Below are 21,792 nucleotides of genomic sequence, written 5' to 3'. Positions count from 1 at the left end.
TCCCTCTACAGGACAAGCGCCAGCCCGATGGAGTCGCGTCGGCCATGAGCGCCGGCGTGATGTCGGCGACATCCGCGGCACGGCCGATGGCGGACCTTACCGGCTGTCGCGCCTCTCACGAGCACGGCATGACTGTCGGCTCAACGAGAGTTCCATACTCCGCGCGACGTCACAATCTCAGCGCCTCTCGTGCGGAGGATTGTCGCCGACCGAGTGGAATGCACCAGTGCTGCTGTGCTGCGCGTGCTGGATGTGCTGAGGCGGCTCGGCCGGCGGCGGCGGGAACGGCGTCGGACCGGTCGCGGAGGGACCACCCGGCTGCCCGTTACGGCTCTCGACGTGCTGAATCGCGTTCTGCGGAGCGGTCTGCGGCCCACTGGGATTCGGCCCGGTCGGGAACGCACCACTGTCGTTGGTGTTGGCGTCGAGTTCGCGGAGTTGCCCCTCGAGATACGCCTTGAGGCGGCTTCGGTACTCGCGCTCGAAGGCACGCAGGTTGTCCACCTCGCGCTCGAGCTCCTCGCGCTGCTGCACGAGCGAACCCATGACCTGGCGGTGCCGCTCCTGGGCGTCGCGGTCGAGCCCCTCGGCGCGGGAGCGCGCCTCGCTCACGACCTGGTCGGCCTGGCGACGGGCCTTGCCGAGGATCTCCTCGGCCTCCCGGCGCGCGCGGCCGAGCGTCTCGTCGGCCTCCCTGCGGGCGTCGGCGATCGCCTGGTCGGCGGTCTGCTGCGCGAGGGCGAGCACCCGCGCGGCCGTGTCCATGTTGTCTTCGCTGGTCGGCGCCATGCTGAGGCCGATAGAGGGTTCGGGCTCGGGTTTGGGCTCGGGCCGCGGGGGCTCGGGGATCGGCGAGATGTCGGGCTTCGGCTCGACGATCGGCGCCGCCATCGCTGGCACCTTGCCGCGCAGGCACTCGGCCAGCTTCGCCCGCAGCTCCTCGTTCTCCTGGATGAGCCGGTCGAGTTCCGCCTCTACCTCGTCGAGGAAGGCGTCGACCTCCTCTTCGTCGTAGCCCGGCCGCAGCCGGGTGGTACTGAACTGCTTGTTCCGCACGTCGGCGGGTGTCAACGGCATGTTCGTCTCCTTGGCGCGCTTGGAGTCTTGTCCCAAAGGACGGTATCCGATCAGAGCCCCTCCACGAAGATGATCATGATGTAGACCACGAAGAAGAGCACCATGAAGCTGAGGTCCAACGCCACGTTCCCCAGACGCAGGGGTGGGATGAACCGTCTCAGCAACTTCAGCGGTGGGTCGGTGACCGTGTACGTGACCTCGGCCAGCACCAGCACCACCCCCTTTGGACGCCACTGCCGCGCGAAGGACTGCAGCGTCTCGAGGACCAACCTCCCGATGAGCAGTAGGAGGAAGAGGTACAGCAGCGCGCTCAGCACGGTTCCAACAGTTGTCACGGGCACTCTCGCATGTGGCGGTCAGCTCTGGTTGAAGAATCCACGTTCTGCCATCCGGGCTTTGTCCTCCGCGGTCACCTCGACATTGGCCGGCGACAACAGGAACACCTTGTTCGTAACACGCTCGATGCTCCCATGTAGGCCGAACACGAGACCTGCCGCGAAGTCGACCAGACGCTTGGCGTCACTGTCGACCATCTCGGTCAGGTTCATGATCACTGGTGTGCCCTCACGGAAGTGCTCCCCGATGGTTCTCGCTTCGTTGTACGTTCTGGGGTGCAGCGTAGTGATGCGCGCAAGGTCAGTGGTAGCCGAGTCGTAGATTGCCACGGTGCGCCGCTCGACCGGCGACGGAGCGTGACCGTGCTCGCGGTCGCCGGGCTCCGCCGCGCGGGCCGGTTGACCGGTGGGTTCTTCCCCGGCGCGACGCCGCTCGGCGGCCTCGTCGTCGTAGACGTCATAGTCGTCGTAGTCATCGTCGTAGCGGTCGTCCTCGACGAGGCCGAGGTAGACCGCCATCTTGCGCATCGCGCTGGCCATATGTCCCTCCGTCGACCTCTCTGATGCAGACCTGTCTCCGGCGATCGCCCGCCGACTGATACTCGGATCCGCGGGCCTCCGCTCCTGTCCGGCGGAGCCCACTTGGGGGGACATTACCTGACGATTGCCTGTCGGCCACCGAGCAACGCCGTACCAACCCGCACGTGTGTCGCGCCACACGCGATCGCCTGCTCCAGGTCTCCGCTCATACCGGCCGAAACGATCGTCGCGGCCGGGTGGGCGGCCCGGAGCGCGTGCGCGGTGTCGGCGAGCCGGGCGAAGGCCGGTGCCGGATCGGCGCCGAGCGGCGCGACGGCCATCACGCCCCCGAGTTCCAGCCCGTCCGCCGCCGCCACCGCGTCGGCGAGGGCGGGCACGTCGGCGGGCGCGGCACCGCCCCGGCTCTCGGCCCCCGACTCGAGCGAGACCTGCACCAGGCAGCGGAGCGCGCGTCCGGCGCGTACGGCCGCCGTGGAGAGCGCGCTGACCAGCCTCGGCCGGTCCACGGAGTGCACGACGTCGGCGTACGCGGCGACCGACCGTACCTTGTTGGTCTGCAGCCGGCCCACGAAATGCCAGGTCAGCGGCAGGCCGGCGCACTCCGCCGCCTTGGCGGCCGCCTCCTGGTCGCGGTTCTCGCCGACGTCCGTCACCCCCAGGTCCGCGAGCAGGCGGACGTCCGAGGCCGGGAACGTCTTCGTCACGGCGATCAGAGTGATCTCACGCGGGTCGCGGCCCACGGTCTCGCACGCGGCGGAGATCCGTTCGCGAACGGCCCGGAGATTCGCTCTGATCGTCTCGCGGCGGTCGCCGGATGGTTCTGCGGTCACTTGCCCTGCCTCCGGCTCGGGGGGCGCGACGGCCGGCCCGTCATTTCTCGCAGGCGTCAGGCCGTCTCCGGCCATCTCCTACACCTCACGCCATCATGGCCTGAGCCAGACGAAACCGGCGAATCGCCCGGTTCGTCCGTCACGGCGGTAGGAGAACAGCTCCGGGGACTCCATCGTGCACCGCCGGTCACGCGAGATCTCGACGACCCCCGCCGCGCGCAGCTGGGCGGTGACACCCGCGCGGATGTCCAGGCCCGGCGTGCCGGCGCGGGTCGTGGCGTAGGCCTCCGGCACGACGGCGGCGACCTCGTCGCGCAGGCCGGCGGGCACCTCGTAGCAGTCTCCGCACACGGCGGGGCCGATCGCGGCGCGCACCCGGCCGGGCTCGGCGCCGTGCTCGCGCATCGCCGCCAGAAGGGCGGGCACCACCCCGGCTGCGGTGCCGGGACGTCCGGCGTGCGCGGCACCCACCACGCGGGCCACCGGGTCGGCGAGCAGGATCGGCGCGCAGTCGGCCACGAGCACCCCGAGCGCCAGGCCCGGTTCGGTGGTCAGCACACCGTCGACGCCGGGCGGATCGGCCTGTCCGGGCTCGGGAAGCAGCGGCCCGGTGGCCACCGCGATGTCCGCGCCGTGCACCTGGCGCATCCAGACCGTACGGCCGGGCGATGTCCCGAGGGCCTCTTCGGCGAGAGTGCGGTTCTTGCGGACCACCTCGGCGTCGTCGCCGACCGCACCGCCCAGATTGAGCGAGTCGTACGGCGCGGAGCTCGTGCCACCCTCTCGGTCGGTGAAGGCCGCTCCGATGCCCTCACCGAGGCCGACGCGTGCGACCACTACTTCAGGAAGTCGGGCACGTCGAGGTCGTCGTCCTCGTCGAAGACGACCGGGCGCCGCCGGACCGGCTCACTAGCGGTGACGCTCGCCGCGGACGGCTCCGACGCCGGCCGCGGCACCTTAGGGCGCGCTGCGCTCTGCGCCTCACGCTCGTCGATGTCGTCGGACTGGGCGGCCGACTGCTCGCCGCCCTGCGACCGCTCGCCGTGCTCGGGCACCTCGTCGTCCTGCGGCACCGGCCGCGGCGCGGCGGAGTCGGAGACGACGGAGGAGACGGGCACCGCCGGAGCGGCCGGCGGCGGCGCGGGACGTGGCGGCGGAGGGGCGGGCCGGGCGGGCTGCGCCGCCCGCTGGCTCTGCGCGACCGGCATCGGCGCCGGCTTGGACGGCGCGCCCTCGTCGAACCCCGCCGCGATGACGGTCACCCGGACCTCGTCGCCGAGGGCGTCGTCGATGACGGCGCCGAAGATGATGTTCGCGTCGGGAGCGGCCGCGTTGGAGACCAGCTGAGCGGCCTCGTTGATCTCGAAGAGGCCGAGGTCCGACCCACCGGAGATGGACAGCAGCACGCCGTGCGCACCGTCGATGCTCGCCTCGAGCAGCGGGCTGGAGATGGCCATCTCGGCGGCCGCCACCGACCGGTCGTCGCCGCGGGCCGAGCCGATGCCCATGAGCGCCGAGCCGGCACCGGACATGACCGACTTCACATCGGCGAAGTCGAGGTTGATCAGACCGGGTGTCGTGATCAGGTCGGTGATGCCCTGCACACCGGACAGGAGGACCTGATCGGCGGCCTTGAAGGCGTCGAGCACGCTGACCTGGCGATCGGAGATCGACAGCAACCGGTCGTTGGGGATGACGATGAGGGTGTCGACCTCGTCGCGCAGCGTCTCGATGCCGGCCTCGGCCTGCATCGCCCGGCGCTTGCCCTCGAAGCTGAAGGGCCTCGTGACGACACCGATCGTGAGGGCCCCGAGCGAGCGCGCGATGTTGGCCACCACGGGCGCCCCGCCGGTGCCGGTGCCGCCGCCCTCGCCGGCCGTGACGAAGACCATGTCGGCGCCCTTGAGGACCTCCTCGATCTCCTCCCGGTGGTCCTCGGCGGCCTTGCGGCCCACATCGGGGTTGGCTCCGGCGCCGAGACCGCGGGTGAGCTCTCGGCCGACATCCAGCTTGACGTCGGCGTCACTCATCAGCAGCGCCTGGGCGTCCGTGTTGATCGCGATGAACTCGACGCCCTTGAGACCCTCCTCGATCATCCGGTTGACGGCATTGACGCCGCCGCCGCCGATGCCGACGACCTTGATGACCGCGAGGTAGTTCTGCGGTGCTGCCACGACGAGGGGCCTTTCCGCTCGTTCTATCGAACCGGCCGGCCCAGTCCGTGAACCGGTACCGCCGCGGTGTTGCTGACCTGGTCATTTCTCGTGGGCCGGGCCGGCCGCCGCCGTTCCCAACCCTCACCCTCAAGTTGAGGCTTACAGTTATGTCAACCTGAAGGCTGATACGGACAGTAGGTGCGGTCAACCTCCAGGGTCAACTAACCCGGCACGAACTGAACCGGCGTGTCGCGGTGGGTCCGGGTTGCCCCGGTTGATGAGCCGCCGCACCCCCGTACCTCCCCAGATCACGAACCGATCTTCCCAGCCTGCCCCATGGAACACCTCCAAGGCGGAGGGCGACACACGGTGTCGCCCGTCACAGCGTCTCGCATCAACGGTCCGGCGTCCCGCATCCCCGCGTCGAGCGCGTGTCACTCATCGTGTCGTGACGACCTCGGGCGAGCTGACGTCGACGATACGAGCCGCTCGCCCCTCGGGCGTGGCCAGCAGGGCGTCGATCAGCCGCACCTTCTCTTCGGACCGCTCCGCGGCCCCCCACACGACCGTCGTCCCCGACTTGAAGCGCAGGGTGACCGACTCGGGGCTGGACGCCTCGATCTGGGCCAGCCGCCGGGCGAACCGGGCGGGCAGGTCGCCCCGCACTCTCAACGCCGCCGCGGTCGCCGGGTCGGCCGCGCTCGGATTCGCCACCATGAGCGTCGGCAGACCGGCCGGCCGACGCGAGGTGGTGACCACGATCACGCCGTACCGGTCCATCTCGTAGAACTTGTGCGCGCGCTCCACCACGACGACCGGCACCCGTTCCCTGACGACGATCCGTACCGTCGCCGGCCACCGCCGCACCACGCTCGCCGACTCGACCTCGGGAAGCCGCTCGACACGGTCGCGTATCACGTCGGTGTCCATCCGGACCATCGGAGTGCCGAGCGGCACCCTGGCCGTCGTCACCACGCGGTCGCGGGGCAGGATCTTCACTCCGGTGACGTGCACGTCGCGGACGACCAGCAGCCGGGAGCCGAGCAGCACCCACGCGGCGGTCGTGAGCACGCAGACGACCAGCAGGGCCACGCAGATGACCTTCCAGCGGTTGGGCCGCCGAGGGCCCACCGCGCCGCCGGGCGGCCGGTCCCCGGCAGGCTCCGCCCTGGCCGGTCCCGTCGTCGTACCGGTGTCCGTCATCGCCGCCGCCGTTCCACCCGCTCCCGTGAGTCCCCTAGATGATGGCCCGAACCCCGCCGGGAGCCCGGGATCCCACGCCGACCGCGCCGTACCCCGGTGCCGGCCGCCCGGCGGACGGCTCGCGCGTCAGCACAACCGGTCGAGGATGAGGGGGCCCAGCCGGGTGACGTCGCCGGCGCCCAGCGTGATGATGACGTCCCCGGCCCTGACCAGCTCGGCGACCGTGGCGGGCACATCGTCCCAGGCCGGGGCGTAAACGACCTCGGGAGCGTCGCGCCCGTCCGATCCGGGCCGCACGCGGTCGGCGACGAGCCGGCCGGTCACGCCCGGCTCGGGGTCCTCGCGCGCGCCGTAGACGTCCATGACCACCACGACGTCGGCGAGGCCGAGCGCCGCGCCGAACTCGTCGGCGAAGAAGCGGGTGCGGCTGTAGAGGTGCGGCTGGAAGACCGCGACGATCCGGCCGGCGCCCTTCTCGCGCACGTAGTCGCGGGTGGCGCTGAGGTCCGCGGTGAGCTCGGTCGGGTGGTGGGCGTAGCTGTCGAACAGTTGCGCTCCGCCGGCCTCGCCCTTGAGCTCGAGCCGGCGCCGCGCGCCGCCGAACGCCGCCAGCCCCGCCCGCACGGTCGCGAAGTCGTGTCCGAGCGCCAGTGCCACGCCGACGACCGCGGTGGCGTTGTGCGCGTTGTGCCGGCCGGGCACGGCCAGCTCGACGGTTCCGAGGCCGCTGATCTCGAAGCAGGAGCCCAGCCCGCGGGGGCTGAAGCCGGTGATGCGCAGGTCGGCGTCGGGCGACTCGCCGTAGGTCTGGACCGTGAGCCCGCGCGCCCTGCCCTGTGCGGCAACCTCCAGCGCGACCGGATCGTCGGCTCCGGCGACCAGCACCCCGCCCGGCTCGATCCGGTCGACGAACCGCGCGAAGCTCTCCTTGACCTTCTCGAAGCCCCCGTAGTTGTCGAGGTGGTCGGCCTCGACGTTGGTCACGATCGCCACGTGCGGCGTGAGCATGAGGAACGAGCCGTCGCTCTCGTCGGCCTCGGCGACGAATACGTCTCCGCCGCCCTCGTCGGCGCCGAGCCCGGTGGTGACGAGCTGCCCGCCGATGCAGTAGGCGGGGTCGGCACCGGCGTGCTGCAGCGCCACCGTGAGCATCGAGGTGGTGGTCGTCTTGCCGTGGGTCCCGGCCACGGCGACGCCGCGGCGGCCCGCCATGAGCGAGGCCAGCGCCGCGGCGCGGTGCAGCACCCGCAGCCCGCGTTCCCGCGCGACGACGAGCTCGGGGTTGCCCTCGCGGATCGCCGTGGACACCACGACCGTGTCGGCGTCGCCGACGTGCTCGGCGGCGTGCCCGACGAAGACCTTCGCGCCGAGCTCGCCCAACTGGCCGAGCAGTTCGGAGTCGCGGGCGTCACTGCCGGACACGGCGATGCCGCGCTTCAGCATGATGCGGGCGATGCCCGACATGCCCGCGCCGCCGATGGCGATGAAATGCACCTTGCCCAGTTGATCGGCCGGTATGGCGCCGGCCGGGTGGCCGGCGCTCACTGGGCGCCCCTGCTCCGCACCACGTCGTAGACCATCCGGGCGAGGGCGACGTCGGCGTCCCTGCGGCCGAGCCGGGCCGCGGCCTCGGACATCCGCGCGACCTGGTCGGCGTTGGACAGGATCGGCAGCAGGTTGCCGAAGATCCACTCCGGGGACAGGTCGGCGTCGTCCACCAGCAGGCCACCGCCGCCGGCGACGATCGGCTCGGCGTTGAGGCGCTGCTCGCCGTTGCCGTGCGGCAGCGGGACGTACACCGCCGGCAGCCCGACGGCCGCGAGCTCCGCGCAGGTCATCGCGCCCGCGCGGCACATGGCCACGTCGGCGGCGGCGTAGGCGAGGTCCATCCGGTCGCAGTACGGCAGCGTGACGTACTGCGGCCCGTCGGCGGGCGCGGGCTCCTCGGTGTTCTTGGGCCCCACGATGTGCAGGACCTGGATGCCGGCCGCGCGGAACGCCGGTGCCGCGGCCACCGCCGCGCGGTTGAGCGAGCGCGCCCCCTGGGAGCCGCCGAAGATCAGCAACGTGGGCAGGTCGGGCATGAGCCCGAAGTAGGAACGCGCCTTGTCGCCCATGGCCAGCCGGTCGAGGCTGGTGATCTCACGCCGCAGCGGGATGCCGACGAACCTGGCGTGCGGCAGGGCGGAGTCCCGATGGGAGACCGCGACGTTCTCGGTGAAGCGCGCGCCGAGCCGGTTGGCCAGGCCCGCGCGCGGGTTGGCCTCGTGCACGATGATCGGCACTTTCCGCTTGCGCGCCGCGAGGTAGCCGGGCGTCGCAACGTAGCCGCCGAACCCCACGAGCACCTCGGCCCGGGCCCGGTCGAGCACGCTCGCCGCCGCGTTGATGGCACCGCGCAGGCGGCCCGGAACGGTGAGCAGCCTGGGCGTCAGCGTACGGGGCAGCGGAACGGGCGGGATCAGCGCCAGCTCGTAACCGCGCTGCGGGACCAGACGGCTCTCCAGGCCACGCTCCGTGCCGAGGCAGGTGATCTCGACTCGCGGATCCTCCCTGCGCAGCGCGTCAGCAAGGGCAAGAGCGGGTTCGATGTGTCCAGCGGTTCCGCCGCCGGCCAGGACAACCCTCATGCTCGGGTACGCCTCCTTGTTGTCTTCCGCTCCCCTGAGCGGATTCCGTCCTGAACTCAGCGGCGCTTTTCAGGGCGTTGTCCGCACAGGGCCGTTCTCACCAGATCACACGCCTATCGCCGTGCCAGGCCCAGCCAGCTTAGGGCCCGTCGCACCGGTCCGGGGCCCCGCGCGGCAAGCGCCTGGCGCGCTCCGGGTTCCCGTTTCGCGAACGACAGCAGCATCCCGAGCGCGATCAGGGTCGGGATCAGGGCGGATCCCCCGTAGGAGACCAGCGGCAACGGGATGCCCGTGATGGGGAGCACACCGATGACCGCCCCGATGTTCACGATCGCCTGGACCACCACCCACGCGGTGACGCCGGCGGCGGCCAGGCGCATGAACGGATCCTTGACCCGCCGCGCGATCCGCAAGCCCGCGTAGGCAAGCAGCCCGAACAGCCCCAGCACGACAAGCGTACCGACCAGTCCGAGCTCTTCCCCAATGATCGCGAAGATGAAGTCGGTCTCGGAATGTGGGAGATACTGCCATTTCGCCCGGCCCTCGCCCAGTCCGGTGCCGAACCACCCGCCCGACGCCACGGCGAAGAGCCCCTGGAGGCCCTGGTAGTTGTCCTTGAGCGGATCGCCGGTCGGGTCGAGGAAGCCGGTGAGACGCCGCATGCGGTACGGCTCGACCACGATGAGGATGGCGACGAGCACGCCGATCAGGCCGGTGATGCCGACGAACAGCCGCGCGGGCGCGCCGACCACCCACAGCACGGCGAGGAAGATCGTGAGCAGCACCAGCGTGGTGCCGAGGTCGTTGCCGAGCATCACCAGCAGCACGACCAGGCCGGTGCCCGGCAGCAGCGGCATGAGCAGCTGCCGCCATTCGTTCAGCTGTCTCAGCTTCTCCTTGCGGGCGAGCAGGTCGGCGGCCCAGAGTACGAGACCGAGTTTCGCCGGTTCCGACGGCTGGAGCTGGAAGCCCCCGCCGAACCGGAGCCAGCGCGTGGCACCTCCCGCGGTCTGCCCGAGCCCGGGCACGAGGACGAGCACGAGCGCCAGCACCGACAGGAGCAGCAGCGGGTAGGCCAGCGCACGGAACGCCTTGGGGGCGAGCCGGGCCGCCAGCCACATCAGCGGCAGCCCGATGCCGACCCACATCGCCTGCTTCTGCAGGAGCGTGAAGGCCGAGCCGGTGGCCTGGAGCTGCTTCACGCTGGAGGCCGACAGCACCATGGTGAGACCGAGGGTGAGCAGCAGCACCGAGCAGCCGAGCACCAGGTAGTACGACGTGAGCGGCCGGTCGAGCAGCCCGATCACGGCCACCACCTGCCCTCGCACTCCCGGGCGCTCATCGTCGTCATGAGGGCGGTCGGCCGCCGCGGCCGCCTTGTCGGGTGCCTTGCTCGGTGCGGTGGTCATGGCCGCGCCTCCGGCGCGGCGGCTCGGGGCGCTTCGAGGCGGCGGTTTCCCTCGTCGCTCCGGTCGCTCATGGCGTCAGCGGGTCTCGGCGAGCCGGCGGACGGCCGCGGCGAACGCGTCGCCCCGGGCCCCATAGCTGGTGAACATGTCGAACGACGCCCCGGCCGGGGCCAGCAGCACCGTGTCGCCCGGCGCGGCCAGGCGCGTCGCCTCGGCCACGACCCTGTCCATGATGTCGTCCATGGACTCAGTCTCGGTGCCGGAGACGTCCACCACCGGGACATTTGGCGCGTGTCGCGCAAGAGCCCTCGCGATCTGTGCCCGGTCGGCTCCGAGCAGTACGGCGCCGCGCAGCCGGTCCGCGCGCGATCGGACGAGGTCGTCGACGTCGGCGCCCTTGAGCAGGCCGCCCGCGATCCACACGATCGAGTCGTACGCGGCCAGTGACGCCGCGGCGGCGTGCGGGTTGGTCGCCTTGGAGTCGTCGACGTAGTCGACCTTGGCGACGGTCGCGACCGGGGCGTTGCGGTGCGGATCGGGCCGGAAGGCGCGCAGCCCCTCGCGCACCGCCTCGGTGGGAACGCCGTAGGCGCGGGCCAGGGCGGCGGCGGCCAGGGCGTTCGCGACGTTGTGGGGGGCGAAGGGGCGGATGTCGCGCAGTTCGGCGAGCTCGACCGCCTCGGTCGCCGGGTCGGGCACGAAGGCCCGGTCGACGAGCAGGCCGTCGACGACGCCGAGCTGTCCGGGCGCGGGAGTGCCGAGGGTGAAGCCGACCGTGCGGCCCGCGCCCTCGGCCAGCCGTACCGACCACGGGTCGTCGGCGTTGACGACGGCCAGCGCAGCTGAGACGAAGATCTTGCCCTTGTCGGCGGCGTAGGCCTCCATCGAACCGTGCCAGTCGAGGTGGTCGGGCGCCACGTTGAGCACGGCCGCGGCGTAGGGGGCGACCGTGTCGGACCAGTGCAGCTGGTAGCTCGACAACTCCACGGCGAGCACGTCATGCCCGCCCGCGGGCTCTTCGCCGCCGGTCGCGGGCGCGCATGCGACCGCCTCGACGATGGGGGTGCCGACGTTGCCGACGGCCATCGCCCGATGCCCGGCGGCGGTGAGGATGCAGGCGAGCATGCGGACCGCCGTGGTCTTGCCGTTGGTCCCGGTCAGCGCCAGCCACGGCGCGGCGCCGGGCCCGCGCAGCCGCCAGGCGAGCTCGACCTCGCCGAGGACTTCGACGCCGACCTCGGCCGCCGCGGTGAGCAGCGGGGCGTCCGGCCGCCAGCCGGGCGAGGTGACGACGATCTCGGTGCCGGCCGGCAGGGTCGCACCGTCGCCCAGGCGCACCGTGATGCCCTGGCGCTCCAGCTCGGCGGCCTGCTCTCTGCGCGGCCCGTCGTCACGGGCGTCCACGATCGTGACGCGCGCGCCGCGCTCGGCCAGCACACGGGCGGCGGCGAGTCCGGACACGCCGAGCCCCGCCACGCAGACCGCTGTGCCCGGCCGGACGGCGTCACCGCCGTCGGCCGTCCCGCTCCGCCCGCCCGCCCGGGGCCGATCGCCTCGGCCGGGGCGGGAAGGCCCGCGGGCATCGGTCATTTGGGCACCCATTCGAGATAGAACACGCCGAGGCCGATGGCGACGAACAGGGCCGACATCAGCCAGAACCGCACGACGATCGTCGTCTCGGCCCAGCCGGACAGCTCGAAGTGGTGCTGCAGCGGGGCCATCTTGAACACCCGTTTCCCGGTGGCCTTGAAGCCGCCCACCTGAATGATCACCGACAGCGTGATGATCACGATGAGCCCGCCGAGAATGGCGAGCAGGAACTGGGTGCGGGTGGTGATCGCCAGGCCGACGAGGACGCCGCCGAGCGCGAGCGAACCCGTATCGCCCATGAAGATCTTCGCGGGGGGCGCGTTCCACCACAGGAAGCCGAAGACTCCGCCGAGCACCGCGGCCGCGACGACGGCGAGGTCGAGCGGGTCGCGGACGCTGTAGCAGTTCGGCGCGAGGGCGTTGTCGAAGCAGCTGTTGCGCAGCTGCCAGTTACCGATGATCACGTAGGCGGCGAGCACCATGCCCGCCGGCCCGGCGGCGAGACCGTCGAGGCCGTCGGTCAGGTTGACCCCGTTCGAGACGCCCTGGATCAGGATCAGCGCCCAGACCACGAACAGATACGGGCCGATCGAGGGGCCGAAGTCCCGCAGGAACGACAGGTGCGTCGTCGCGGGCGTGACGTCGTAGCCGTTCGGGAAGTTCAGCACCCCGACCGAGAAGACGACGCCGATCAGCACGATGCCGATCGCCTTGGCACTACTCCGCAGGCCGAGGCTGCGCTGCTTGAAGACCTTGATGTAGTCGTCGACGAACCCGACGACGCCGAGGCCGACCATGAGCATCAGCACCAGCCCCCCCGACCAGGTGGGCGGAGACCCGGTGAGCAGGTGCGCGGCGGCGTAGCCGATCACCGACCCGACGACGAACACGGCACCGCCCATGGTGGGTGTGCCGCGCTTGTCGAGGTGGGCTTTGGGGCCCTCTTCGCGGATCATCTGGCCGTATCCGAGGCGGGAGACGAGCCGGATCCACACCGGGGTACCGACGATGCCGATGAACAAGGAGACCGCCGAGGCGATGAGGATGTTGGTCACGCGCCGGTCCTCCCCCCCGGCCGTTCGTCCGGCCCGTCGTCGAGCAGTGCCTGGGCGACCCGCTCCAGCCCCGCGACGCGGGAACCCTTCACCAGTACGACGTCCCGCGGCCGGAGCCGCTCGTTCAGCGCCGCCACCGCGGCGCCGACGTCATCCACCTGTACACACTCTCCCGTCCATGACCCGACTTGCTTGGCTCCTTCGAGCATCGGCGCCGCGTCCGGCCCGACGACGATCAGTCCCGCGAGACCGCATCGCGCCGCGTGCTGCCCGATCTTCTCGTGCTCGGTCACCGAGGCGGCGCCCAGCTCGGCCATCCCGGCCAGTACGGCATAGGCGCGGCGGGTACCGGTGCCCTCGCCGCGGGACATGTGCCGGAGCGCGTCGAGCGCCGCGCGCACCGACTCGGGGTTGGCGTTGTAGGCGTCGTTGACGACCGTGACCCCATCGCTCCGCTCGCTGACCTCCATCCGCCACCGGCTCACCGCGGTGGCCTCCGACAGCGCCTCGGTGATCTCGTGCAGTGGCATGCCGACCTCGCGGGCGGCCGCCGCGGCGGCGAGCGCGTTGCCGACGGTGTGCGAGCCGTGCAGCCGCATGGAGACCGGCAGCGTGCCCTCGGGGGTGACCAGCGAGAAACGCGGCCGTCCCGCCTCGTCCAGCCACTCCTCGGTCGCGCGTACGGTGGCGTCCGGTGCCCGGCCGAAGGTGACGATGCGCGCGGGCGTACGGGCCGCCATCGTGCGCACGAGCGGGTCGTCGGCGTTGAGGATCGCCGTACCGCCCGGGGGCAGTGCCTCGACCAGCTCGCCCTTGGCGCGGGCGACCATCTCGCGGCTGCCGAACTCGCCGATGTGGGCGGTGCCGACGTTGAGGACCACGCCGACGCGCGGCGGGGCCACCTCGGTGAGGTAGGCGATGTGGCCGATTCCCCGGGCGCTGTACTCCAGCACGAGGTAGCGGGTGTCCTCGTCGGCGCGCAGCGCCGTGAGGGGGTGCCCGATCTCGTTGTTGAACGACCCGACCGGCGCCACCGTCGGTCCGCGGCGGACCGTGAGCTGCGCGATGAGGTCCTTGGTCGAGGTCTTGCCGGAGGACCCGGTGACCCCGATCACGGTGGCGTCGGGCAACCCGGCCACGACGGCGCGCGCGAGCACCCCGAGTGCCTTGACCACGTCGTCGACGACGACGGCCGGCACGCCGTCGCCGTCCGGGGGGCTGTCGGTCAGCACTCCGGCCGCGCCGGCGGCGACGGCGGCGGCGGCGAAGTCGTTGCCGTCGGCGCGTTCACCGCGGACCGCGACGAACAGGGCGCCGGGCTGGACGGTGCGGGAGTCGATGACGACGGGACCCGTGACCGTGGCGGCGCCGTCCGCTCCGTGCGCGGTGCCCCCCGTGATCTCAGCGATCTTCGCGAGCGAAAGTGAGATCACGCCCGGCTCCCCCGTCCCTCGCTGTGCGACCGGTCGTCCCGCCGCCCCCGCAGGGCCGTGCGCACGACCTCGCGGTCGTCGAAGGCGAGAACCTCACCACCGACGTACTGGCCCTGTTCATGGCCCTTGCCGGCCACGATCACGACGTCGCCCCGGTGTGCCCGGCCGATCGCCAGCTCGATCGCGGCCGCCCGGTCGGGCTCCACGATGACGTGCGCGCGCTCGCTCTGCGGCACCTTGAGGCCGCCTTCGACCATAGCGGCGAGGATGCCGAGAGGGTCCTCGGAACGCGGGTTGTCGTTGGTGAAGATCGCCACGTCGGCCAGCCTGGCGGTGGCCTCGCCCATGAGCGGGCGCTTGCCCTTGTCGCGGTCTCCGCCGCAGCCGAGCACCGCGATGAGCCGTCCTTCGGTGACCGGCCGCAGCGCGGTCAGCACGGCCTCGACGGCCCCGGGCTTGTGCGAGTAGTCGACGAGGGCCACGAAGTCCTGACCCTCGTCGACCCGTTCCAGCCGGCCGGGGACGCCGGTCAGCGAACCGACGCCCTGGACGGCCGTCGGCAGCGCGATCCCCGCCTCGACCAGCGCCACGATGGCCCCGAGGGCGTTCGCCACGTTGAACGGCCCGGGCAGCTGCACCGCGGCGTCGACCTCGACACCGCCGGGCCCGACGATCCGGAAGACGCTGCCGTCGGCGCCGAGACGGACGTCGTCGGCCCGCCAGTGGGCCGAGGGGTCCCCCACCGCCGAGAAGGTCGTCATCGGCACCTCGGCGATGTCGAGCAGCGTCTGCCCGTACACGTCGTCGAGGTTCACCACGCCGACCCGGCAGTACTCCGGCGTGAACAGCCGGGCCTTGGCCTCGAAGTAGGCCTGCATGGTCGGGTGGTAGTCGAGATGGTCCTGGGACAGGTTCGTGAAGAGCGCGACGTCGTAGAACGCGCCGCCGACCCGCCCCTGCTCGAGAGCGTGGCTGGAGACCTCCATGGCGGCCGCGCCGACCTGGCGCTCGCGCATCATCGCGAAGATCGCGTGCAGGTCGGTGGACTCGGGGGTGGTCAGCGAGCTCGGCAGCCGGGTGCCGCCGATCCGGGTCTCGACGGTCCCGATCACTCCGGTCTCGGCCCCGGCGGCCCGCAGCCCCGCCTCGAGGAGGTAGACGGTGGTCGTCTTACCGCTGGTGCCCGTCACCCCGATGAGCGTCAGGTCCCGCGCGGGCTCGCCGTACACCCACGCGGCGGCGGCGCCGAGCACCGCGCGCGGGTCGGGCGTCACGAGCACCGGCAGCCCGGTGCGGGCCGCGCGCTCGCGGCCGGCCGCGTCCGTGAGGACGGCCACGGCGCCCGCCGCGGCGGCCTGGGAGACGAAGTCGGCGCCGTGGACGCTGCTGCCGGGCAGTGCCGCGTAGAGGTCGCCGGGACGGACGTGGCGAGAGTCATGGGTGATGCCGGTGACCATCACCTGGGCGTACGTGCCCGCATCGCCCCCCTCGTACGCGGGATCGAGCATCCGCGCCAGCCCGGCGAGCGGCCGGGGTGTGTTGGTCGTCGGGCGCATGACGGCTCTTTCGGTACGGGACGGCTTGCTGTCGCTGGAACGCTCTTGTCGGGTTGCTGCTGGGGCCACGGCGAGAGAGTACCCGCCTTGGTCAGCCGCGGGCGTAGATCTGGATCTTCGGTGACCCACTACCGGTCGGCGGGACCTTGCGGGTCTGCAGCGCGAAGGACATGACATCCTTGAACACCGGCGCCGCCACCTCGCCACCGTAGTACCTGCCCTTGGGGGCCTGCAGCACGACCTGGACGACGAGCTGGGGATCGTCGGCGGGCGCGAACCCGGCGAAGGACGCGGTGTAGCCCCCGCCCCGGTAGCAGTGGCAGCGCGGATTGGGCCGCTCGGCCGTGCCGGTCTTGCCCGCGACCCGGTAGCCCGGGATCTGCGCGGCCGGCGCGGTGCCCTCCGTCGTGGTGACCCCCTCGAGCATGCGAGTGATCTCCTTCGCCGTCTGAGTGCTGATCACCCGCCGCTTGGCCGGCTCGGGCGCCGGGGTGAGGCGGCCCTTCTCGTCCGTGGTGCCCGTGACCAGGGTCGGAGCGACGCGAACGCCGCCGTTGGCGATGGTGGCGTAGACGCTGGCCATCTGCAGGGCGTTGACCGACACCGTCTGGCCGAAGGCGATCGGATAGCGGTCGGTCGCGCTCCACTTGGCGGGCGGGTGCAGGATCCCCATGGTCTCGCCGGGGAGCTTCACCCCGGTCGGCTCGCCGAAGCCGAAGGCGCGCATGAACTGGTAGAGCGTCTCGGGGTTGATCTTCTCACTCGCCAGGATCGTCCCGACGTTGCTGGACTGGGCCAGGATCCCGCCGAAGGTGAGGCGTTCGGTGCGGTGCGTGTGCGAGTCCTGGAACTTGCGGCCCTGCCGGTAGATGTGGTCCGGGACGGTGAAGGGGGTCTCGGCGGTGACGCCGGCCTTCTCCATCACCGCAGCGGCGGTGATCACCTTGTTGGTGCTGCCCGGCTCGAACGCCTCTTCGACCGCCGGGTTGGATCGGGCGGCCGGGCTCGAGCGGCCGTAGTCGTTCGGGTCGAATCCGGGTGCCATCGCCATCGCCAGGATGTGCCCGGTCCGCGGGTCCATCACGATGACACTGCCGCTCAGGGCCTTGGTGGCCCGGACCTGGTTCGTGATCGCCTGCTGCGCCTTGTACTGCAGGTCGCTGAGGAGAGCGAGCCGCAGGCCCTGGCCGGGCACCGGCTTGCTCGACTGGTCCTCTCCCATCGGGATGTGCTGGCCGTCCCTGCTGATCTCCACGCGCTGCCAGCCGTCGCGGCCGGCGAGAACGCGGTCCATGCCGTGCTCGAGCCCGCCGCCGCCCTCCCCGTCCCGGTTGACGAAGCCGATGACGTTGGCGGCGAGCGACTCCGCGGGGTAGACCCGGCGGTACTCCGGCAACGTGCCGATGCCCTCGAACCCGAGCGCCCGCACCATCCGCGCCTGGTCGGGCTTGACGCCGTGGACGATGTACTCGAAGCGGCTGTCCGGCGTGCTGATGGCCTTGAGCACCTTGGCCGGGTCGAGGCCGAGCATGGGCGCCAGGGCCTCGACGATCCGCTGCCGCTCGCCGGGCCGGACCATGACGGGATCGGCGAAGATCGCCTGTGCCTCGACCGTCATGGCGAGCTTCGTACCCTGTGCGTCCGTGATCTCGCCGCGGGTGGCGGGCAGATCGATCTTGACGAGGCGCTGCCGGATCGCCTGCTGCGCGTACTGCTGCGACTCGATGCCCTGGAGCTGCACCAGTCGGCCGGCGAACAGGGAGAGCACGAAGGCGATGAGCAGGAGGCCGACGTTGAGCCGCTTGATCGGGTCGCGGCGGCGCATGGGGACGCGTGACCTGGGCCTCGGGGGCGCGGACGCCTTCGCCGGGCGGCGGGCGCCGGTGCCCTTGCCACCGCGGCGCGGGGTCGCCGCGGGCCGCTGGGGCTTCGTGCCGTCGGCCCGGGGCGTGCGACGCGGGGTCCCTCCGCGTACCCCGCCGCCCGAACGCCCCGCCCCGCCGGTGGCGCGGGCCGGGCCCTGGCCGCCCGGTGGCCGGCCCCTGCTGTTCCCCTTGCGCCCCGGAGGCGGCGGGGCGGGGCCGCGGCCGCGCCGCGTCGTCACCTGCGGCCGCCCTCCGGCGCACCCGGCCGGACCGGCTCGGCCGGCTCGCCCCGGGCGGTGACCCCGTCGCCGGGCACGACCGCTCCCGGTACGGCCACCACGCCGGCGGCACCGGCGGCGGCCGCGGCGGGGTGCGGCACCGGCCGCACCCTGGCGCCGATCACCCGGCGGGCCTGCTCGTCGACGAACGCCGGTCGCGTGGGCTGCACCATGCCCAGGGCCTTGGCCTTCTGGGCCAGCCTCTCCGGGGCCTCCTCGCGCGCGATCTCCTCCTGCAGTGCCTGGCGCTGCTGGTTCAGTTGCTTGTTGCTGCGCTGGAGCTTGGTGAGCGTGAACGCGTCCTCGGCCAGCACGGTGTTGAGCAGCAGCAGGCTGACCAGCGCTCCCCCGAGCAGCCCGACCACGAGCAGGACGAAAGGTGCCCGGGGCGGCGCCGTCTGGATGCTCCGGACCCGCGCCGTCCGCGGGCTCTGGGCGCGCGCCGGCTGGGCACCGCCCGTCCGCGTGGCCTCGCGCGACGGTGGGGACGCCTTCGGACGCGTGGAGGGACGTGAGGGGCTCGCCGGAGCCGGCCGCGTCCCGGCCGATGGCTTCGCGGCCTTGGTGTCCTCGGCGCCCCCGCGCCCGGACCGCGGCGAACGCGTGGTCGTCGTGGTCATGCCGTGCCTCCTCGTTCCCTCGCCCGCGGGCTCCGCGTGGCGGCGCGTTCACGCGCCTCTACGCCGGGCCCGCTCCCCGTCTCCCGGATCCGCTCGGCGGCTCGCAGACGCGCCGACGCGGCTCGCGGATTGGTCGTGGTCTCGTCGTCGGAGGGCTGCTCGGCCCCGCGGGTGAGCAGCCGGAACCGGGGCTCGCGATCCGGCAGTGGAACGGGCAGCCCCGGCGGTGTCGTGTCGGCCGCGGCGGCGGCGAGCACCTGCTTGGTGATGCGGTCCTCGAGCGAGTGGTAGGAGAGCACGACCACTCGCCCGCCCACGGACAGCGCGTCCAGGGCGGCGGGCAGCGCTCGCTCCCATGTGCTCAGCTCGGCGTTCACTTCGATGCGCAGTGCCTGGAAGGTTCGCTTGGCCGGATGGCCGCCGGTACGCCGGGTCGCCGCCGGGATCGCGGCGCGCACCACGTCGGCGAGCCGCCGCGTGGACGTGAACGGCTCAGTGCGGCGTTCGCGGGCGATGGCGGCGGCGACGCGGCGCGCGTAACGCTCCTCGCCGTACACCCGCAGGATCCGCGCGAGCTCCTCGGTCGGATAGGTGTTCACGACCTCGGCTGCGGTCATCCCCCGCGTCTGGTCCATCCGCATGTCGAGCGGGGCGTCATGGGAGTAGGCGAAGCCGCGCTCGGTCTCGTCGAGCTGCGGCGAGGACACCCCCAGGTCGAACAGCACGCCCTGGACCGTCGCGACGCCGAGGTCGGAGAGCACGCCGGGCAGTTCGTCGTAGACGGCGTGAGCGAGGCTGACGCGATCCGCGAAGGGGGCGAGCCGCTCGCGGGACCGCTCGAGTGCGGTGGTGTCGCGGTCGAGTCCCACGAGCCGGAGCCGTGGATGCGCCTGGAGAATCGCCTCGGCGTGACCGCCCAGGCCGAGGGTCGCGTCGACGTACACGGGGTCGCGTCCACCGGGACCGGGGTGCGCCAGCGCGGGGGCCAGCAGCGACATGACGCGACCGAGCATGACCGGTACGTGACCGGACCCGGCCGTGTTGTCGTCATTGTGCATCTCGTCACCCCCTGGTGGCGCCACCGCTCGCGGACTGTGGCCATCTCCCCCGAAGTCGCCGGCCGCCGGCGGCCTCGCCCGGCCAGGTCCCCATCCGCTGCCCTGGGAAGACCCGCCGGGAGGCGGGGTGCCATCTGGCGCCGGGGAAGCTGCGCCAGCTGACGTGGAGAGCGGGTGGAGACCTGGCCGAACGTGGGCCGACATCGGTCTCAGGACCGACGACTCAACCGTCATAGGATCCCGGGCAACACCTCCTCGGACAGGTCGGAGAACTCCTGCTCCTGCTGTTCGAGATAGGTCTCCCATGCCTGGGAGTCCCAGATCTCCAAACGCGTGTTGGCCCCTATGACGGTGCAGTCCCTCGTCAGCGCCGCATAGTTGCGCAGTGCCGCCGGAATCGTGATCCGCCCCTGCTTGTCCGGAACCTCGTCGGACGCGCTGGCGAAGAAGACCCGGCTGTAGTCCCGCACGGCCTTCGCGGTGACCGGCGCCGTGCGGAGCGCCTCGGTGATGCGCTGGAACTCTGCCATGGGGAAGACGTACAGGCAGCGTTCCTGACCCTTTGTGATCACCAATCCCCCCGACAGCTCCTCGCGGTACTTGGCCGGTAGGAAAAGTCGTCCCTTTTCGTCAAGGCGCGGTGAATGGGTGCCGAGAAACATCGGCCCCACCTCCCGCGCCCCGTGGAGCACTGCCGCCCTCCACGGCGCACCACTGTACTCCACTCTTCCCCACCGTCAACTGTCAAAACTCCCGTCCCAGGCTGTGTCGAGCGACGAATACCCAGGTCATCGGGGTGGAGCGGAAAGGGGCGGCGCGGTGCGGCCGGGGGGTGGCGCGCCGCGTCATGCGGCCGAGTTGAGGGGAAATCGTCCTCGTTCCCCGTCCGGGGAGTGGCGGAGACGCCGGTGCGGCAGAGTGGTGGGGCCAAATGAACCGGGAGAAGTGACGTACTCATGAACACCCGCATCACCGCCGGCCGGACGGGCGCGTGAACATCGCTTACGAACGTCCGACGACGTACTGTCGGTAAGGCACACAAAATGGGTGACATCGCTCGGCTCGCCGGAAGGACGTACGGCGACATGAGGTACATAGCGACCGCCGGCCGCGCGAGCGGCTGAGGAGGGTTAGTGGCAGTAAGCACGCAAGGCGACATCGGCCGCGGGCTGGACGGGCTGGCGGAGGTCTCGGGCAGGATCCGGGGTGCCATCGAATCGGTCATCGAGGGCAAGCCGGATGTCGTACGGCTGGCGCTCACGGTCCTGCTGGCCGAAGGGCACCTGCTCATCGAGGACGTGCCCGGGGTCGGCAAGACCATGCTGGCCAAGGCACTCGCCCGCTCGGTCGACTGCTCGGTCCGGCGGGTGCAGTTCACCCCGGACCTCCTGCCCAGCGACATCACGGGGGTCAGCGCCTACAACCAGGAACTACGCGAGTTCGAGTTCAAGCCGGGCCCGGTGTTCGCCAACATCGTCGTCGGCGACGAGATCAACCGCGCTTCGCCCAAGACGCAGTCCGCCCTGCTGGAGTGCATGGAGGAGCGGCAGGTCACCGTCGACGGCACCACGTACGTACTCGAACGGCCCTTCATGGTGGTCGCCACCCAGAACCCCGTCGAGATGGAGGGCACCTATCCACTGCCCGAGGCTCAGCGCGATCGGTTCACCGCGCGGATCTCGATGGGCTACCCGGATCCCGGCGCCGAGCTGGAGATGCTCGACGTGCACGGGCAGTCCTCACCGCTCGACCGGCTCGTGCCCGTGGCCTACGCCGATGACGTCCGCGAGCTGATCGAGGTCGTACGGCTGGTGCACGTCTCCTCCGCCGTTCGGCAGTACGCGATCGACCTGGTAACGGCCACCCGCAACCACCCGGAGCTGCGCCTCGGCGCCTCTCCCCGGGCCACGCTGCACCTCGTCAGGGCCGCGAGGGCGCACGCCGCCCTGAACGACCGCGACTACGCGCTGCCCGACGACCTGCAGGAACTGGCCGTGCCGGTGCTGGCGCACCGGCTGCTGCCGAGCTCGGAGGCCCAGCTGGAGCGGAGGCTGCCGGAGCAGGTCGTCGCCGACATCGTCGAGCGGGTACCGGTTCCGAACCCCCGGCACGGCTGAAACCACCCAGCGCGGGTGAGCGCGCCTGCGCGCTCACCCG

19 protein-coding genes are annotated in these 21,792 nt (G+C 71.8%); 1 reads left to right on the top strand and 18 read right to left on the bottom strand.

The genetic code is table 11. The features are described from left to right. Positions 1-177 precede the first annotated feature (177 nt). The 18 genes from HKK74_RS08635 to mraZ form a co-directional block, all read right to left on the bottom strand. Positions 178-1,077, bottom strand: a complete 900-nt coding sequence (locus HKK74_RS08635) for a DivIVA domain-containing protein (protein ID WP_187242546.1) — start codon at positions 1,075-1,077, stop codon at positions 178-180. 50 nt (positions 1,078-1,127) lie between these two features. After that, complete coding sequence (locus HKK74_RS08630; RefSeq protein ID WP_187242545.1) at positions 1,128-1,412, bottom strand: YggT family protein; 285 nt, start codon at positions 1,410-1,412, stop codon at positions 1,128-1,130. A gap of 21 nt (positions 1,413-1,433) precedes the next feature. Beyond that, entirely contained in the window at positions 1,434-1,952 is a 519-nt protein-coding gene (locus tag HKK74_RS08625; protein ID WP_187242544.1) for a cell division protein SepF, read from the bottom strand. A gap of 113 nt (positions 1,953-2,065) precedes the next feature. After that, a complete protein-coding gene (locus tag HKK74_RS08620) occupies positions 2,066-2,782 on the bottom strand; it encodes a YggS family pyridoxal phosphate-dependent enzyme (RefSeq protein ID WP_312881348.1) in 717 nt (238 codons plus the stop codon). A 93-nt stretch (positions 2,783-2,875) separates the two neighbouring features. Further along, positions 2,876-3,619: a peptidoglycan editing factor PgeF gene (gene pgeF / locus HKK74_RS08615; RefSeq protein WP_187242542.1), complete on the bottom strand. Its 744-nt coding sequence runs from the start codon at positions 3,617-3,619 to the stop codon at positions 2,876-2,878. After that, positions 3,619-4,956, bottom strand: a complete 1,338-nt coding sequence (gene ftsZ, locus HKK74_RS08610) for a cell division protein FtsZ (RefSeq protein ID WP_187242541.1) — start codon at positions 4,954-4,956, stop codon at positions 3,619-3,621. The genes pgeF and ftsZ overlap by 1 nt, the downstream gene beginning before the upstream one ends. 420 nt (positions 4,957-5,376) lie before the next feature. Beyond that, positions 5,377-6,141, bottom strand: a complete 765-nt coding sequence (locus HKK74_RS08605; protein WP_222722003.1) for a cell division protein FtsQ/DivIB — start codon at positions 6,139-6,141, stop codon at positions 5,377-5,379. A gap of 126 nt (positions 6,142-6,267) precedes the next feature. Further along, positions 6,268-7,686, bottom strand: a complete 1,419-nt coding sequence (gene murC / locus HKK74_RS08600; RefSeq protein WP_187242540.1) for a UDP-N-acetylmuramate--L-alanine ligase — start codon at positions 7,684-7,686, stop codon at positions 6,268-6,270. Further along, a complete protein-coding gene (murG, locus tag HKK74_RS08595) occupies positions 7,683-8,771 on the bottom strand; it encodes an undecaprenyldiphospho-muramoylpentapeptide beta-N-acetylglucosaminyltransferase (RefSeq protein WP_187242539.1) in 1,089 nt (362 codons plus the stop codon). The genes murC and murG overlap by 4 nt, the downstream gene beginning before the upstream one ends. 113 nt (positions 8,772-8,884) lie before the next feature. After that, the gene (gene ftsW / locus HKK74_RS08590) at positions 8,885-10,180 is read right to left on the bottom strand and encodes a putative lipid II flippase FtsW (protein WP_187242538.1); all 1,296 of its coding nucleotides are present in this window, start codon (positions 10,178-10,180) and stop codon (positions 8,885-8,887) included. Positions 10,181-10,255: 75 nt separating this feature from the next. Continuing rightward, positions 10,256-11,770 carry a UDP-N-acetylmuramoyl-L-alanine--D-glutamate ligase gene (murD, locus tag HKK74_RS08585; protein WP_187242537.1) on the bottom strand — a complete coding sequence of 505 codons (1,515 nt, stop codon included), beginning with the start codon at positions 11,768-11,770 and terminating at the stop codon, positions 10,256-10,258. After that, on the bottom strand, positions 11,767-12,825 hold the full coding sequence (mraY, locus tag HKK74_RS08580) for a phospho-N-acetylmuramoyl-pentapeptide-transferase (RefSeq protein WP_187242536.1): 1,059 nt from the start codon (positions 12,823-12,825) through the stop codon (positions 11,767-11,769). The genes murD and mraY overlap by 4 nt, the downstream gene beginning before the upstream one ends. Next, the gene (locus HKK74_RS08575; protein WP_187242535.1) at positions 12,822-14,258 is read right to left on the bottom strand and encodes a UDP-N-acetylmuramoyl-tripeptide--D-alanyl-D-alanine ligase; all 1,437 of its coding nucleotides are present in this window, start codon (positions 14,256-14,258) and stop codon (positions 12,822-12,824) included. The genes mraY and HKK74_RS08575 overlap by 4 nt, the downstream gene beginning before the upstream one ends. Next, positions 14,255-15,814, bottom strand: a complete 1,560-nt coding sequence (locus tag HKK74_RS08570; RefSeq protein WP_187242534.1) for a UDP-N-acetylmuramoyl-L-alanyl-D-glutamate--2,6-diaminopimelate ligase — start codon at positions 15,812-15,814, stop codon at positions 14,255-14,257. The genes HKK74_RS08575 and HKK74_RS08570 overlap by 4 nt, the downstream gene beginning before the upstream one ends. 91 nt (positions 15,815-15,905) lie before the next feature. Then, positions 15,906-17,639 carry a peptidoglycan D,D-transpeptidase FtsI family protein gene (locus HKK74_RS08565; protein ID WP_222722048.1) on the bottom strand — a complete coding sequence of 578 codons (1,734 nt, stop codon included), beginning with the start codon at positions 17,637-17,639 and terminating at the stop codon, positions 15,906-15,908. A 275-nt stretch (positions 17,640-17,914) separates the two neighbouring features. Further along, the gene (gene ftsL, locus HKK74_RS38990) at positions 17,915-18,577 is read right to left on the bottom strand and encodes a cell division protein FtsL (protein ID WP_222722002.1); all 663 of its coding nucleotides are present in this window, start codon (positions 18,575-18,577) and stop codon (positions 17,915-17,917) included. Beyond that, positions 18,574-19,635: a 16S rRNA (cytosine(1402)-N(4))-methyltransferase RsmH gene (gene rsmH, locus HKK74_RS08560; protein ID WP_187242533.1), complete on the bottom strand. Its 1,062-nt coding sequence runs from the start codon at positions 19,633-19,635 to the stop codon at positions 18,574-18,576. The genes ftsL and rsmH overlap by 4 nt, the downstream gene beginning before the upstream one ends. Positions 19,636-19,865: 230 nt before the next feature. Then, the gene (mraZ, locus tag HKK74_RS08555; protein ID WP_187242532.1) at positions 19,866-20,297 is read right to left on the bottom strand and encodes a division/cell wall cluster transcriptional repressor MraZ; all 432 of its coding nucleotides are present in this window, start codon (positions 20,295-20,297) and stop codon (positions 19,866-19,868) included. Positions 20,298-20,768: 471 nt separating this feature from the next. On the opposite strand from mraZ, the gene HKK74_RS08550 reads away from it, so the two are divergent. Beyond that, positions 20,769-21,752 carry an AAA family ATPase gene (locus HKK74_RS08550; protein WP_312881343.1) on the top strand — a complete coding sequence of 328 codons (984 nt, stop codon included), beginning with the start codon at positions 20,769-20,771 and terminating at the stop codon, positions 21,750-21,752. Positions 21,753-21,792 lie beyond the last annotated feature (40 nt).

This window comes from Actinomadura alba (genome assembly GCF_014323705.1).
Lineage (GTDB): Bacteria > Actinomycetota > Actinomycetes > Streptosporangiales > Streptosporangiaceae > Actinomadura_C > Actinomadura_C alba.
This window is presented reverse-complemented; position numbering and strand designations above follow the sequence as displayed.